Source organism: Nonomuraea sp. bgisy101 (assembly GCF_057708945.1).
This window is the reverse complement of the sequence record NZ_JBYITD010000029.1, coordinates 31554-45444: the sequence shown is the minus strand read 5'-3', so window position 1 is coordinate 45444 and position 13891 is coordinate 31554. Positions and strand designations below refer to the sequence as shown.

Genomic DNA, 13891 nt, shown 5'->3' with positions numbered 1-13891 from the left:
AGACGGTAGGAAGGCGATGGGTGCGGCTGGATCCCGCCACGGAGCGCATTCGGCCGCTGCCTTCTCACCCCGTGGGGGCAGTCAGCGGCCGGGGACCACCAGCCCGCTCTCGTAGGCGAAGATCACCGCTTGGGCGCGGTCGCGCAGGCCGAGCTTGCCGAACAGACGGCCGACGTGGGACTTCACCGTCTCCTCCGCGACGGTGAGCTCTGCGGCGATCTCGGCGTTGGCGAGCCCCCCGGCGATGAGCCTGAGCACGTCGGTCTCGCGGGCGGTCAGCGCGTTGAGCCTGAGCGCCTCACGACCGTCGGTCTGCTTCCTGGCGGCGAACTCCTGGATCAGCCTGCGCGTCACCGACGGCGCGAGCAGCCCCTCGCCCGCGGCGACCACCCGCACCCCGTTGATCAGGTCGGACGGCGGAGCGTCCTTCAGCAGGAATCCGCTGGCCCCGCCGCGCAGCGCGGCGTAGACGTAGTCGTCGGCGTCGAAGGTGGTCAGGATGAGCACCTTCGACGAGGCCCGGGCCATCCCGAGGATCTCCCTGGTGGCCTGCAGGCCGTCCATGCGCGGCATCCTGATGTCCATGAGCACGACATCGGGTCGCAGCTCACGTGCCGCCTCCACCGCCGCCACCCCGTCGGCCGCCTCGCCCGCGACGCGCATGTCGGGCTGCGCGGCCAGCAACGCGGCGAACCCGGCGCGGACCATGCCCTGGTCCTCGGCGATCAGCACCGAGATCATCCAACTGTCCTCTCCACGCGAGCCGCCGAGATCATCCGACTGCCTTCTCCCCACGAGCCGACGGGCTCGTCCGATGATCTTCTCCCGCGGCGGTCGTCGAACCCACGGGCAGCACCGCCCGTACGGCGAAGCCGCCGTCGCCGTCAGGGCCGGCGGCGAAGGAGCCGCCGAGGGCGGACGCCCGTTCGCGCATGCCCTCGAGCCCATGGCCCGAGGCCGCGGGCGATACCGCCGACGGCGGCCGCTCGTTCGTCACCTCGATCACCAGCCTGCCGCCTTCCTCGTCCAGCCGCGCGCACACGGTGGTCGGGGCCCCGGTGGCGTGCCGAACGACATTGCTCAGCGCCTCCTGGACGATCCGGTAGGCCGCCTGCGACACCTCGGGCGGCAGGGCGGGCGGCGGCTCGGGAAGCTCCAGCCGCAGGGGAAGTCCCGCGCTGCGGACCGAGGCGGCCAGCGCCGGCACCTCGGCGATGCCCTGCCACCCCGCCGAGGGGTCGCGGAGCACGCCGAGCAGCTGCCGCAGCTCGCCCAGCGACGAGCGGGCGGCGGCGTTGATGGCGTCGAACTCGGCCGCCACCGCCGCCGACATGTCCTCGCCCAGCCGGTAGGGCGCCGTGGCCGCCTGGACCGCGATAACCGACATGTGGTGGGCGACGACGTCGTGCAGGTCACGGGCGATCCTGGCCCGCTCTTCGAGCACGTCGCGCAGGCCGCGTTCTTCGGCGATCCGAAGCGTCGCCTTACTGCGAGCCCTGCGTGTGTGGCCGAGGACCACAGTGAGGATCAGCTCGAGGCTCCAGATCAGCGCGCCCTGCGTCAAGGCGACGGTGTCGTGGGCGCCGCCGATGAGCGCGACAGCGAGGACGCCTGCGCTCAGCGTGACGGCCAGCGCAGGGATCACGACACCGAGCGGCACCGACAGGGCGAGCGCGTAGAGCACGGGAAGCTGCGCCGCGGACAGGTTGAGGAACCACGGCGGCAGGGCGTCCTGGCCGACGATCATCGTGAACGGCGTGGCCACGAGGAGTCCCGTGAGCATCGCCCACCACGCCGCCATCGGCCGGTACGGGCACAGCCCCACAGGCAGCGCGACCAGCGCGGCCACGCCTACCCCTGCGGGACCGCCGCCCGCCCCGACGGCCAGCATCAGCGCATTCAGCAGGAACAGCACGCCCGCCGCGGCCGCGAACGGCCGGCGCCACAGCATCGGCCTGACGGGACCATGCCGCAGCGAGGAGGGGATCCGCGCCCGGTGCGCGGCCCGCAGTGCCGCCCAGCTCGGAGACAGGAGGGAGGGCACGCGGGTCAGCGGCGCGGCAGCTCGCTGCCCCTGACGTGGGCGCAGAGCCAGTCGACCAGCGGCGCGTAGTCGCGCCAGGTGGCGCGGACCCGGTCGGCGACCTCCTCGGTGTGCACCCACGGCTCGGGCTCGAAACGTCGCCCGAAGTAGAGGGAGCGATGGCGCAGCAGTTCGAGGCGCGGGTGGTCCTCGGGCACCCCTCGCGGCCTGGTCTTGAGCCTGTCGCCCCCCGCGACGTAGCCGGCCCCGGTCAGCCTGTCGGTGATGCGCTGCAGCGGCTTGCCCGACACGTCCTCGTCGACGGCCGCCCGGTAGCGGGCCACCTGGTCGGCGGCGGTGCTGTAGAAACCGCCGGCGGTGTAGAGGCCGGAGGCGTCGAGCTGGACGTAGAGGCCGATGCCCGGCATGACGTCGACGAAGGCGCCCTGGTGGGTCTTGTACGGCGACTTGTCCTTGGCGAAGCGGACGTCTCGGTACGGCCTGAACAGCTGGGCGGCGCCGAACTCGGCGCCGAGCTCCTCAGTCAGGGCGAGCATGGGCGCCCTGACCGCCTGCTCGTAGAGCTCCTTGTGGCGCGAGAAGTAGACCTTACTGTTGTCAGCCTCGAGGCCCTCGTAGAAGAGGAAGGCCTCGTCGGGGAAGCCGGTGAATCCCATCTTCACAGGGTGCCATGCGGCGCCGACACTCAGCGCCGCCGTCTGGCCGTGCCGAAGATCGAGCGGCTGAGCTCCCTGCCCAGCGAGCTGGCGGCGGACCGCGCGAACGACTTGAAGATCGACGATCCGAACACCGCCTCCAGTACCGTGGGCTCCTGCCTGCGCGGCGGCTCGGCCGGAGCCGGGACGGGGGCGGGAACCGCAGGCGGCGGGGCCATCTTGGCGGCCAGCAGCTCGTAGGCCGACTGCCTGTCGATGGGCCGGCCGTACTTGGGCAGCAGCGGAGAGGCCGACACGATGCCGCGCACCACGGCCGGGTCCGACGGCGCCATCAGCGAGCGGGGCGCGAGCAGCCTCGTCCACGCCACCGGCGTCGGCACGCCCCTGTCCGACAGGACGGTCACGACCGCCTCGCCGATGCCGAGCTGGGTGAGCAGCTCCTCCAGGTCGTAGTCGGAGTGCGGGAAGGTGGAGACCGTGGCCTTCAGCGCCTTGGCGTCCTGCGGGGTGAAGGCGCGCAGCGCGTGCTGGATCCGCGCCCCGAGCTGGGCCAGCACGTCGGCGGGCACGTCCTTCGGCGTCTGTGTCACGAAGAAGACGCCGATCCCCTTCGACCTGATCAGCCGCACCGTCTGGGTGATGGAGCGGAGGAACGGCTTGGAGGCGTCGGTGAACAGCAGGTGCGCCTCGTCGAAGAAGAACACCAGCTTCGGCTTGTCCGGGTCGCCGACCTCGGGCATGTCGCCGAACAGGTCGGCCAGCAGCCACATCAGGAAGGTGGAGAACATCGCGGGCCGATCCTGTACGGCGGGCAGCTCCAGGATGGAGACCACTCCCCTGCCGTCGGGGGTGACCCGCATGAGGTCGCGGGTGTCGAACTCGGGCTCGCCGAAGAACTGGTCGGCGCCCTCGGACGACAGGTTGGTCAGCGCCCGCAGGATCACCCCTGCCGTCTGCTTCGACAGCCCGCCGACGCCCTTCAGCACCTCGGGGGTGTCGATGAGGTACTGGATGACCGCCCGCAGGTCCTTCATGTCCAGCAGGGGCAGTCCGTTGGTGTCGGCGAAGTGGAAGATCAGTCCGAGCGAGGACTCCTGGGTGTCGTTGAGGTCGAGGACCTTGGACAGCAGCGTGGGGCCGAACGCGGTCATGGTGGCGCGCAGCGGTACTCCCTCGCCGAGCCCGCCCAGCGCGTAGAACTCCACCGGGCAGGCGGCGCCCGACCAGTCCTGGCCGATTCCCTGCGCCCGCTTCAGCAGTCCTTCCGACGGCTGGCCAGGCGAGGCCATGCCCGACAGGTCGCCCTTGATGTCGGCCAGGAAGACCGGCACGCCCTGGGCCGAGAGCTGCTCGGCCATCAGCTGCAGCGTCTTGGTCTTGCCGGTGCCGGTCGCGCCCGCCACCAGCCCGTGCCTGTTGAACATCCGCAGCGGCATGCCGATGAACGAGCCCGGCTGCGGCTCCCCTTCGGCCATGAGCACGCCCAACTGGATCGTGGGCCCTTCGAAACCGTAGTCGTTTGTCATAGTTCGGAGTACTTCCTGCCGGGAGCGGGCGGCTTGCCGTACAGCTCGGAGATGGTGACGAACCGGTAGCCCTTGTGGGCGAGGTCGGTGACCACGGCGGGCACCGCCTCGACCGTGCTGCGGTGGATGTCGTGCATCAGCACGATCGACCCGCGCGTGGCCTTGCAGGCGCGCCTGGCCACCACCGTGGCGACGCGGTCGCGCCAGTCGAGGGTGTCGACGCTCCAGAGGATCTGGGCGAGCCCCAGCCTGCGGGCCTCCGCCGTCACCCTGGCGTTCGTCGACCCGTACGGCGGGCGCATCACCTTCATCAGCACGCCGGTGAGTTTGTGGACCAACTCCTGGGTCCGCCCGAGCTCCCGCTCGATCCCCGCGTCCGTCAGCCTGGGCAGTTCGGCGTGGCTCCAGGAGTGGTTGCCCAGCTCGTGCCCCTCGGCGACCATGCGGTGCAGCGTGTGATGACTGTCGGCGGCCACCATCTGCCCGACGACGAAGAACGTCGCCTTCACGTGGAGGCGGCCGAGCTCGTCGAGCAGCCGCTGCGTGTATTCACCGGGACCGTCGTCGAAGGTCAGCGCGACGCACTTGACCTTCCTGCAGTCGGTCGTGACCGGGGGACGCGGCCAGCCGGGCTGGATCGACGCGAGAGATCTGGCCAGTGTGGCGAGGTCGACGCGGGCGGGCGCCCTGGCGCTGAGGCGCACGACGTCGACGGGCTCGACCGCCGCAGGCGCGCCACACCCGGCCACCAGCGCAACGGCCAGCAACCCTGACCACACCCGCATGCTTCCCCCCGAAAGCGGCTCGGGGGATCACATCACGGATAGTCCTGGACCGAGCCCCCCCGAAGCCCTTTCGCCAGGTCTTGCCACCAGACTGGGATATCAGCCTGCAGTTCCGTGTAGCGACGCGCCACTCTGATGGCACATCCAACGGGATCCGTACCCAAATGCCGACGTTTCACCGAGCTCTCTTGCCATCGGTAGAACCCGTCGCGGTAGCGCACGACAAGCCCTATCCAGACCGAGAGAGTGGCGTCGTCACCCACCTCGTAGGCACTGGTCACACCCAGGCCCGTCAGCTCCGCGTGTAGCTTCTCGATCGCCGCACGGGACTCAGTCAACGCGCAACCCCCTGTCGAGGACGTGTCGCACAAGGGGGATGTACCCAGCTTGGGGGCGATCGAGTGCCTCCAACGCAAAACACATACGGTAATCATGGAACCGCGGACCGTTTCGTGGAGGCGGTTCGCCGCTATTGGTCGGGCGTCTCCCGCGGCTCGCTGACGACCATGACGAACCGCAGCTCCTCCTCGCCCCTGTTGGCGTAGCGGTGCGGGCGGTCGGCGGTGAAGACCACGGCGCCGTCGACGTGGACGACGTGGCTCTTGCCGTACACGGTGAGGGTCAGCTCGCCCTGGAGGACCGTGAGCATCTCGCGGGTGCCGGGCGGGTGCGCGTCGCCGTCGTGGTGCTCGCCGGGCGCCAGCCGCCAGTCCCACAGTTCCAGGATCGCGGGCGCGTCGGTGCCGACCAGCAGCCGCGCCGAGCCCTCGCCCTGCCGGAAGGTGACGATGTCGCCAGGGGGCACGACCCGCACCAACGGGGTCTCGGAGACCTCGACGAGCCTGGTGACGCTGACGCCGAGGGCGTCGGCGATGCGCACGAGCGTCGTGATGCTGGGGTTGGTCCTGCCCTGCTCGACCTGGACGAGCATGCCGCGGCTCACCCCTGACCTGGCGGCGAGGGCGTCGAGCGTCAGGCCGCGGTGGGCGCGCTGGGCTCTGACGTTGGTGGCGATCGCCGCGGTGATCGTCTCAGGATCCATGTGGTCCAGTGTAGTGAACACTCTTGGCAATGTGTTGTACTAGGCCCATGACAGCGGTGATTCTGGCCACGGCATGCGCGATCGTTTACGGGACGGCGGACTTCTGCGGCGGATTGGCGACCCGACGATCCCGCGTGCTCTCCGTCGTGACGCTGTCGCAGATCGCCGGACTCGCGCTGATTCTCGCGATGCTGCCGTTCCTGCCCGGCGTCTTCTCCGAGGGCGCGATCGTCTGGGGTCTCGGCGCGGGCGTCGCGGGCGCGGCCGGCCTCGTGCTCTTCTACCGGGCGCTGGCCACCGGCGTCATGTCGGTCGTGGCGCCCACGACGGCGGTCACCTCGGCGGCGCTGCCCGTGTTGTTCGGCCTGGCCAGCGGCGAGCGCCCGGAGGTCATGGCGCTGGCGGGCGTCGGCCTGGCCCTGCTGGCGGTGCTGCTGGTGAGCAGGAGCCCGGCCAAGGAGCAGCGGTCCTCGGCCTCGTCCATCGTGGCGGCACTCGCCGCCGGCGCGGGCTTCGGCGGGTTCTTCGTCCTGCTCGCCCAGGCACCCGACGAGAGCGGGCTGTGGCCGCTGGTCGGGGCGAGACTCGCCTCGGTGACCATGGTGGTGCTCGTGGCGGTCGTCACCCGCCGCTCGCTGCGGCCAGGAGAGGGCGCGCTCGGCATCATCGCGGTGGCGGGCCTGCTCGACATGGCCGCCAACGTGCTCTTCCTGCTGGCCCAGCAGCACGGGATGCTCAGCCTGGTCGCCGTTCTGGTCTCCCTCTACCCCGCCAGCACGCTCGTGCTGGCCCGCTACGTGCTCGGCGAGCGGCTGCACGCGGTACAGGTCGCGGGTGTCGCCTTCGCGCTCGGCGCGGTGGCGTTGATTGCCGTTGCGTAGGCAGTCAAGCGCTTGTTACGTTCTGGTCCGTGCACCCGGAGTGGGCGCCCCTCGCCGCCGAGTCGTTCAGGCACGTCGCGGTGCCGTACGCCTCCGATGAGGGTTTCCTCCGGCTGATCGTCCCCCAGGTCGCGCGCGCCCTCTCCGAGGGCAGGCAGGTGCTGGTGATCACCGACGCGGCCAAGCTCGCGCTGCTGGACGTGGCGGCGGAATCCCGGCTCTCCTCCGAGTGGTACCGGCACCCGCACCGCACGCTCGCGGCCTTCCACGAGTACATGCGGGGGCGGCGCACGCTGGTCGTCGGCGAACTGCCGTGGGCGGGCTGGAGCGAGCGGGAGACGACCGAGTGGATCCGCTACGAGTCGATCATCAACGTGGCCATGGCCGGAGCGGACGCCACCATGCTCTGCCCCTACGCGACCGAGTCGGCGGGAAAGGCCTGGCAGACCCACCCCTCGGTGCTGAACGAGCGGTACGTGGAACCGTACGCGCTGGTGCTGGACGGTGACCTGGCCCCGCTGACCGAGCCGCACAGCTCGGCGACCACGGCCTCGTTCAGCACGCGGACACTCAAGAGCCTGCGCAGGGCGGTGAAGGAGTTCGCCGCCCGGGCGGGGATGGACCGCCAGCTCGTGGCCTCGCTCGTGCTCAGCGTCTCCGAGATCGCCGCCAACAGCATCGAGCACGGCGCGGGCCACGGCACGGTCACCATGTGGAGCGAGGCGGGCGAGGTGGTGTGCGAGATCGTCGACCCGGGCGGCGGCCCGCTCGACGATCCGTTACCCGGCTACATACCGCCAGAGCCCGAATCCCTCAGGGGATACGGGCTCTGGATAAGTCGTCAGTTGTGCGACCACGTCTCTGTGCGGGCCGGTGGAGGCGCACTTCGCGTGCGCCTGCACATGAAGCTCTAGGCGGCGACGCGCTGCTCCGGCAGGCGGAGGGCGCCCTCCTCGCGGGCGTACTCCTGCAGCATGCCGCGCAGCTGGCGGCGGCCGCGGTGCAGCCTGGACATCACGGTGCCGATGGGGGTGCCCATCCGCTCGGCGATCTCCTTGTAGGCGAAGCCCTCGACGTCGGCCAGGTAGACGGCGACGCGGAAGTCCTCGGGCAGGGCGCGCAGCGCGTTCATGACCGCGCTGTCGGGCAGCCGCTCAAGTGCCTCGGTCTCAGCGGACTTCAGGCCGCTGGACATGTGCGACTCGGCCGCGTGCAGCTGCCAGTCCTCGATCTCCTCGGCGGCCGAGAGCTTCGGGGAGCGCTGCTTCTTGCGGTAGTCGTTGATGAAGTTGTTCGTCAGGATCCGGTGCAGCCAGGCCTTGAGGTTGGTGCCCTCACGGAACTGGTGATACGAGGTGTACGCCTTCGCCACCGTCTCCTGGACGAGGTCCTCCGCGTCGGCGGTGTTCCGGGTAAGTCGCATCGCGGAGGCGAACAGCTGCGAGGTCACGGGCACGACGTCGCGCTCGAACCAGTCCTGACGCTGCTCTTCGGTCATAGTGATCATGTACATTCCCCCTCGTGCTCTCCCCCCGGTTGCCTGTTGAACGCCCAGGCTTCACCATCCTCGCAAAGCCCACGTAAAGGCGGCGTTAGGAGTTTTACCTGGTCAGGGGGCCGATCGGTCCGTATGCTCGCGGCGTGCACCATCACGTCCACGGCCGGACAAGTCTCATTAGTGTAACACTCTTTACTCAATTGCACCCTAACTGTGTGCAGAGTCACATGAGATAGCGTATGGCGCATGGAATACGTGGATCGTCACGACAGCCGAGTCCGGCGCTGGGTTGCGGAGGCCATCCGAAAGGTGGAAGCCGACGCCAACCGCAGCTCTGACACTCACCTCCATGTGTTCCCGCTTCCCCCGCACTGGGGCGTAAACCTCTACCTGAAAGACGAGTCGGTGCACCCCACCGGTTCACTCAAGCACCGGCTGGCCCGCTCGCTCTTCCTGTACGGCCTGGCCAACGGCTGGATCGGCCCTCTCACCACGATCATCGAGGCCTCCAGCGGTTCCACGGCGGTCAGCGAGGCCTTCTTCGCCAGGCTCCTCGGCCTGCCGTTCGTCGCGGTGATGCCCGCGACCACCTCACCCGAGAAGATCTCGCTCATCGAGTTCTACGGCGGCAAGTGTCATCTCGTGGACGATCCCTCCTCGATCTACGAGGAGTCGCGCAGGATCGCCACCGAGACCGGCGGCCACTTCATGGACCAGTTCACCTACGCCGAGAGGGCCACCGACTGGCGCGGCAACAACAACATCGCCGAGTCGATCTACGCGCAGATGTCCATGGAGCCCTACCCCGAGCCCGAGTGGATCGTGGTCGGCGCCGGAACCGGCGGCACCTCCGCCACCATCGGCCGCTACATCCGCTACCGCTGCTACAGCACGCGGCTCGCGGTCGTCGACCCCGAGGGCTCGGCCTTCTACCCCTCATGGACGTCGGGCGAGGAGGAGGGCGCGCAGGGCTCGCGGATCGAGGGCATCGGACGGCCGCGCGTCGAGCCGTCGTTCCTGCCGGGCGTGATCGACAGGATGATCAGGGTGCCCGACGCCGCCTCGATCGCCGCCATGCGGTGGGTACGACAGATCACCGGGCGGGACGTCGGCGGCTCGACGGGGACGAACGTGGCGGCGGCCGTCCAGCTCATCAGCGAGATGCGGGCGGCGGGCGAGCAGGGCAGCGTCGTCACCCTCATCTGCGACAGCGGCGACAGGTACCGCGGCACCTACGGCGACGACGCGTGGCTGGCCGCCCAGGGCATCGACATCCACCCGGATCTCGCCGCCTTCCGGGCCTTCCTGTCCTCCTGACCCCGGGACGGCGGCGGCCCCGCGCCAGGAGTGACGCGGGGCCGTACGGAGAGCGGGAGGGTCAGGCGGACCGCGCCGGATCCACCTCGAAGATCTTCGCGAGGTCGTCCAGGATCGCGTGGGCGCCCTGGATGCCGACGGCGCTCATCCACGTGATGTCGGTCACGTCGTGCTTCTGCCCCTTGAGCTTGCCCCACAGGGGGTTGTTCACGAACTGCTTCTTCGGCTCCTCGGCCGCGGGGTCGGCGTAGGTGGAGACGAAGATGTGGTCGGCGTCGAACTCGGCGATGCGTTCCTGGCTGATGTCGACCGCGATCGCCTTCGGGTCCTTCGGCTGGTTCTCGGGACGGGGGAAGCCGACGTCCTTCAGCACAATGCCCGAGTAGGAGTTCTCGACGTACAGGCGCGTGGTCGGCTCACCGGCGAAGCGGACGACGGAGACGGTCGGCAGCTTGCCGTCCTTCGTCTTGATCTCCTCGCCGATCTTGGCGGCGCGCCCCTCGAAGGCCTTGATCGTGGTGTCGGCGAGGTCCTCCTTGCCGAGCGCCTGGCCCATGAGGCGGATGTTCTCCTTCCAGATCGCGCCGGTGGTCTCGCTGAACACCGTGGGGGCGATCTGGGACAGCTTGGCGTAGAGGGCCTCGTGCCTGACCTTGGCCGAGACGATCAGGTCGGGCTTGAGCGCCATGATCTTCTCGAGGCTCGGCTGCTCCAGCGTGCCGACGGGCGTGGCCTCCTTGCCGTACGTCGCGGCGACCGCGCCGAGGTAGTCGGGCAGCTTGTCGTCGATGGAGCGGTAGGTGGTGTAGCCGACGACGGGTGTCTCCAGCGTGAGAACCGCGTCCACGAAGCTCTGGTCCAGCGCCACGACGCGCTTGGGCTGGGTGGGGATCTTCGTCTCGCCCATCGCGTGCTTGATCACACGGAAGGGCGCCGCCGCCGACTGCGTCCCGGCGGTCTGGTCAGCGGCGGTGGTGGTCGAGCCGCAGGCGGCCAGGCCCAGGCTCAGGACGGCTCCCGCCACGCCCACGGCCATAGCGCGCAACGCATTCATCGGATCCCTCTCGCGTTTAGGTAAGGCAAACCTCATTTAGATTAGCTATGCCTAAGCTGGCATACTTCACCGGGTCGGGCAACAAGGAAGGAAACGTGGTGGGACGACGCAGTGCCGTGTTCTGCGGACTTCTCACCGTCGTCACCGTCGCCATCGTGATGAGCATCACGATCGGCTCGAAGGCCGTTCCGCTCGCCGACGCGTGGCATGCGCTCTTCTCCCCCACCGGCACCGAGAACGACATCGTCATCCGCTCCCTCCGGGTGCCGAGGACCGCGCTCGGAGTCCTCGCGGGGGTCGCACTCGGCGTGGCGGGCGCGCTGATGCAGGGTCACACCCGCAACCCGCTGGCCGATCCCGGCCTGCTCGGCATCACCCAGGGCGCGGCGTTCGCGATGGTGGCGAGCATCATCTTCCTCGGCACGACCAGCCTGTACGCCTACATCTGGTTCGGCCTCGCGGGCGCGCTGATCGCCAGCGCCGGCGTGTTCGCGCTCGGCATGGTCGGCGGTCGCGGCGGGCCCACCCCTGTCACACTCGCCCTCGCGGGCACCGCCGTCAGCGCCTTCCTCTACGCGCTCACCTCCGCGCTGGTCCTGGTGGACGAGCAGGCCATGGACGTCTTCAGGTTCTGGCAGGCGGGCTCGATCGCCGCCAGGGGCGCGGACGTCGTCTGGCAGGTCGTGCCCTTCATCCTCGTCGGGCTCGTCCTCGCGATGATCAACGCACCCGGGCTCAACGCGCTCTCCCTGGGCGAGGACGTCGCCCGCAGCCTCGGCCAGAACATCGCGCTGACCAGGGGCGTCGGCATCGCCGCCGTCACCCTGCTGTCCGGCGCGACGGTCGCGGCCTGCGGCTCGCTGTCCTTCATCGGGCTCATCGTCCCGCACCTGGCCCGTCCGCTGTCCGGCACCGACCACCGGTGGCTGCTGCCGTTCTCCGGCCTCGTGGGCGCCGCGCTGCTGCTGGTGGCCGACGTCATCGGACGGGTGGTCGCGCCTCCGGGCGAGCTGGAGGTCGGCGTCGTGCTCGCGCTGATGGGCGCTCCCTTCTTCATCGCGCTGGTGCGGCGCAGGAAGCCGGTGCGGCTGTGACGTCTCTCGCGCTCAGGATCGGTGGCCTGTCCTGGCGGGTACGGCCGCGCGGCGTCGCGGTGACCGTTCTCGGGCTCGTCCTGGTCGTCCTGCTCATGGCGCTCAACATGCGCATCGGCGACATCCCCATGTCCCTGGCCGAGGTCCTCCGCGCCGTCGTCGACACCGGCAGCGCCAACCACTTCGTCGTCATGGACCTGCGCCTGCCCCGCGCGCTGACCGGCGCGCTGGTCGGCGCCGCGCTCGCGCTCGCGGGCGCGATCACGCAGTCCATCGCCCGCAACCCGCTGGCCAGCCCCGAGATCCTGGGCGTCACCACCGGTGCCTCCGTCACGGTCGTCGCCGGCGTCGTGGCCTCCGGCAGCGTCTACGGCGGGGTCAGCGGCCTGCTCGCCACCGTCGGCATCCCGGCACTCGCCCTGCTCGGCGGCCTGCTGGGCGCGGCGATCGTCTACTCCCTGGCGTGGCGGCGCGGCCTGGACGGCTACCGCCTGGTCCTGGTCGGCATCGGCGTGGCCGCGGTGTTCACCAACATCAAGTTCTGGCTGCTGACGGTCGGCGACGTCAACGACACCGGCAGGGCCATGGTCTGGATCAGCGGCTCGCTCAACGGGCGCGGATGGGAACACGTCACGCCGGTCGCGATCGCGGTGGCCCTGCTGATCCCCGTGACGCTGCTGGGCACCCGCTCCCTCGACGCGCTGCGCTACGGCGACGACACCGTCACCTCGCTCGGCGTGCGGATGAACCTGGCGCGCGGCCTGATGATCCTGGCCGCCGTGCTGCTGGCCGCGGTCTCGACCGCCTCCGCCGGCCCGATCGCCTTCGTCGCGCTGGCGGCGCCCCAGATCGCGCTGCGCCTGACCAGGTCAGCCCAGCCGCCGCTGCTGTCCTCGGCGATCGTGGGCGCGCTGCTCACCGCCGCCGCCGACCTGATCGCCAGAGTCGCCTTCTCCCCCATCGAGCTGCCCGTCGGCGTCGTCACGGCGGTGCTGGGCGCGCCGTATCTGATCCACCTCATCTGGAGGGCACGCAATTGACCTCCTCCCCACGGCTGAAGCCGGGGGACTCCAACCCTCGCGGGTCGGGTTTCCTGCTTCACCGCCGGCCGCCCGCCCAGCTTGCGCTGCTTGGGTCTCACGCCGGCTCCACAGGCGTTTCACCTCTCGGCCGGCCCGGCCGCGAGGATGTTCTTGGCCGCGTTCACATCCCGGTCGTGGGACGCGCCGCACACGCATTCCCGGCTCCGGACGTTCAGCGGCATCGTGTCTTGCAGAAGGCCGCACGCCGAGCACAGCTTGGAGCAGGGAAACCAGCGGTCGATCACGACCAGCTTCCGCCCACCAGGGTTGACGACCTTCTCTCCGGTCGACAGCGTCACCAGGGCGGTGATACCCGCGTCCACGCCGACCGACCGCGCCACGGGATCGAGCGGCCGGATCGCGTCCTCGCAGAGGACGGACAAGAACCAGCGTCCGGCCGTGTCCTTCGACACCGTCACCGTGGACGGCTCGACGCCCTCGGGAAGCGGACGCGACCACACGATGTCCAGCGGCCCGTCCATCTTGGCCAGGGTGAGCCGCCCGTCGCGGAAGGTGAACGCAGAGCGGGTGTACTCGGCCGACAGCCGCGACTTCTTGCGGGACTTGAACGCCGGGTATCCGGCCCGCTTGGCGAAGAAGTCGGCGAAGGCGGCCTGCAGGTGACGCAGCGCCTACTGGAGCGGGACCGAGGACACCGCGTTCAGGAACGCGAGCTCGTCGGTGCGTTTCCACTCGGTCAGCGCGGCCGACGACTCCACGTAGGAGATGCGGCGCCCTTGCTGGGTGTAGGCGCGGGTGCGCTCCTCCGGCGCCTTGGTGTAGACGAGGCGGGCGCGGCCGAATGTCCGGGCAAGCTCAGAGGCTTGCTCGGGCGTCGGGTAGAAGCGGTACTTGAATGCCCGCTTCACGCTCTGCGCCACGTCTCGCATTCTACCGAACGATCAGCTAAGT

Annotated in this window: 14 protein-coding genes and 1 pseudogene; 5 read left to right on the top strand and 10 right to left on the bottom strand. The window is 69.9% G+C overall.

Going from position 1 to position 13891, the window contains the following annotated elements:
• Nucleotides 1-81: 81 nt before the first annotated feature.
• The 6 genes from AC3EO4_RS40595 to AC3EO4_RS40570 all read right to left on the bottom strand — a co-directional run bounded on the left by AC3EO4_RS40595 (nucleotide 82) and on the right by AC3EO4_RS40570 (nucleotide 6053).
• On the bottom strand, nucleotides 82-741 hold the full coding sequence (locus AC3EO4_RS40595) for a response regulator (RefSeq protein WP_431900803.1): 660 nt from the start codon (nucleotides 739-741) through the stop codon (nucleotides 82-84).
• A 31-nt stretch (nucleotides 742-772) separates the two neighbouring features.
• Nucleotides 773-2044 (bottom strand): sensor histidine kinase, encoded by a 1272-nt coding sequence (locus AC3EO4_RS40590; RefSeq protein ID WP_431900800.1) that lies wholly within the window; start codon nucleotides 2042-2044, stop codon nucleotides 773-775.
• Between the two features lie 5 nt (nucleotides 2045-2049).
• Nucleotides 2050-2700 (bottom strand): DUF2461 domain-containing protein, encoded by a 651-nt coding sequence (locus AC3EO4_RS40585; RefSeq protein ID WP_431900798.1) that lies wholly within the window; start codon nucleotides 2698-2700, stop codon nucleotides 2050-2052.
• Nucleotides 2701-2729: 29 nt separating this feature from the next.
• Nucleotides 2730-4226 carry a helicase HerA-like domain-containing protein gene (locus tag AC3EO4_RS40580; protein WP_431900795.1) on the bottom strand — a complete coding sequence of 499 codons (1497 nt, stop codon included), beginning with the start codon at nucleotides 4224-4226 and terminating at the stop codon, nucleotides 2730-2732.
• Complete coding sequence (locus AC3EO4_RS40575) at nucleotides 4223-5011, bottom strand: polysaccharide deacetylase family protein (protein WP_379576033.1); 789 nt, start codon at nucleotides 5009-5011, stop codon at nucleotides 4223-4225. The genes AC3EO4_RS40580 and AC3EO4_RS40575 overlap by 4 nt, the downstream gene beginning before the upstream one ends.
• Nucleotides 5012-5480: 469 nt before the next feature.
• Entirely contained in the window at nucleotides 5481-6053 is a 573-nt protein-coding gene (locus AC3EO4_RS40570; protein ID WP_431900793.1) for a helix-turn-helix domain-containing protein, read from the bottom strand.
• A gap of 47 nt (nucleotides 6054-6100) precedes the next feature.
• Here AC3EO4_RS40570 and AC3EO4_RS40565 point away from each other — a divergent pair, with 47 nt between their 5' ends.
• On the top strand, nucleotides 6101-6934 hold the full coding sequence (locus AC3EO4_RS40565; protein ID WP_379576035.1) for an EamA family transporter: 834 nt from the start codon (nucleotides 6101-6103) through the stop codon (nucleotides 6932-6934).
• Between the two features lie 29 nt (nucleotides 6935-6963).
• Entirely contained in the window at nucleotides 6964-7848 is an 885-nt protein-coding gene (locus AC3EO4_RS40560) for an anti-sigma factor RsbA family regulatory protein (protein WP_431900790.1), read from the top strand.
• Here the strand turns inward: AC3EO4_RS40560 and AC3EO4_RS40555 are convergent.
• Complete coding sequence (locus tag AC3EO4_RS40555) at nucleotides 7845-8441, bottom strand: sigma-70 family RNA polymerase sigma factor (protein WP_379576037.1); 597 nt, start codon at nucleotides 8439-8441, stop codon at nucleotides 7845-7847. The two genes, AC3EO4_RS40560 and AC3EO4_RS40555, sit on opposite strands and share 4 nt — an antisense overlap.
• Before the next feature lie 237 nt (nucleotides 8442-8678).
• On the opposite strand from AC3EO4_RS40555, the gene AC3EO4_RS40550 reads away from it, so the two are divergent.
• Nucleotides 8679-9749 carry a PLP-dependent cysteine synthase family protein gene (locus tag AC3EO4_RS40550; RefSeq protein ID WP_431900785.1) on the top strand — a complete coding sequence of 357 codons (1071 nt, stop codon included), beginning with the start codon at nucleotides 8679-8681 and terminating at the stop codon, nucleotides 9747-9749.
• Between the two features lie 61 nt (nucleotides 9750-9810).
• Here AC3EO4_RS40550 and AC3EO4_RS40545 read toward each other — a convergent pair whose 3' ends face one another.
• Nucleotides 9811-10803 (bottom strand): ABC transporter substrate-binding protein, encoded by a 993-nt coding sequence (locus tag AC3EO4_RS40545; protein WP_431900783.1) that lies wholly within the window; start codon nucleotides 10801-10803, stop codon nucleotides 9811-9813.
• Between the two features lie 47 nt (nucleotides 10804-10850).
• On the opposite strand from AC3EO4_RS40545, the gene AC3EO4_RS40540 reads away from it, so the two are divergent.
• Entirely contained in the window at nucleotides 10851-11897 is a 1047-nt protein-coding gene (locus AC3EO4_RS40540) for a FecCD family ABC transporter permease (protein WP_431900780.1), read from the top strand.
• A complete protein-coding gene (locus AC3EO4_RS40535; RefSeq protein WP_379576041.1) occupies nucleotides 11894-12937 on the top strand; it encodes a FecCD family ABC transporter permease in 1044 nt (347 codons plus the stop codon). Before AC3EO4_RS40540 ends, AC3EO4_RS40535 begins: the two co-directional genes overlap by 4 nt.
• Before the next feature lie 119 nt (nucleotides 12938-13056).
• On the opposite strand, the gene AC3EO4_RS40530 is transcribed toward AC3EO4_RS40535, so the two are convergent.
• Together AC3EO4_RS40530 and AC3EO4_RS40525 are read right to left on the bottom strand one after the other, a co-directional pair.
• Nucleotides 13057-13230, bottom strand: a complete 174-nt coding sequence (locus AC3EO4_RS40530) for a zinc ribbon domain-containing protein (RefSeq protein ID WP_431900948.1) — start codon at nucleotides 13228-13230, stop codon at nucleotides 13057-13059.
• Between the two features lie 12 nt (nucleotides 13231-13242).
• A pseudogene (locus tag AC3EO4_RS40525) lies at nucleotides 13243-13860 on the bottom strand (RNA-guided endonuclease InsQ/TnpB family protein); the annotation flags it as partial.
• Nucleotides 13861-13891: the final 31 nt, after the last annotated feature.

Coding starts and splice junctions, on each gene's coding strand:
- AC3EO4_RS40595 (WP_431900803.1), bottom strand. CDS start 741: ATGATCTCGGTGCTGATCGCCGAGGACCAGGGCATGGTCCGCGCCGGG.
- AC3EO4_RS40585 (WP_431900798.1), bottom strand. CDS start 2,700: ATGGGATTCACCGGCTTCCCCGACGAGGCCTTCCTCTTCTACGAGGGC.
- AC3EO4_RS40580 (WP_431900795.1), bottom strand. CDS start 4,226: ATGACAAACGACTACGGTTTCGAAGGGCCCACGATCCAGTTGGGCGTG.
- AC3EO4_RS40575 (WP_379576033.1), bottom strand. CDS start 5,011: ATGCGGGTGTGGTCAGGGTTGCTGGCCGTTGCGCTGGTGGCCGGGTGT.
- AC3EO4_RS40570 (WP_431900793.1), bottom strand. CDS start 6,053: ATGGATCCTGAGACGATCACCGCGGCGATCGCCACCAACGTCAGAGCC.
- AC3EO4_RS40565 (WP_379576035.1), top strand. CDS start 6,101: ATGACAGCGGTGATTCTGGCCACGGCATGCGCGATCGTTTACGGGACG.
- AC3EO4_RS40555 (WP_379576037.1), bottom strand. CDS start 8,441: ATGATCACTATGACCGAAGAGCAGCGTCAGGACTGGTTCGAGCGCGAC.
- AC3EO4_RS40550 (WP_431900785.1), top strand. CDS start 8,679: ATGGAATACGTGGATCGTCACGACAGCCGAGTCCGGCGCTGGGTTGCG.
- AC3EO4_RS40545 (WP_431900783.1), bottom strand. CDS start 10,803: ATGAATGCGTTGCGCGCTATGGCCGTGGGCGTGGCGGGAGCCGTCCTG.
- AC3EO4_RS40540 (WP_431900780.1), top strand. CDS start 10,851: ATGCCTAAGCTGGCATACTTCACCGGGTCGGGCAACAAGGAAGGAAAC.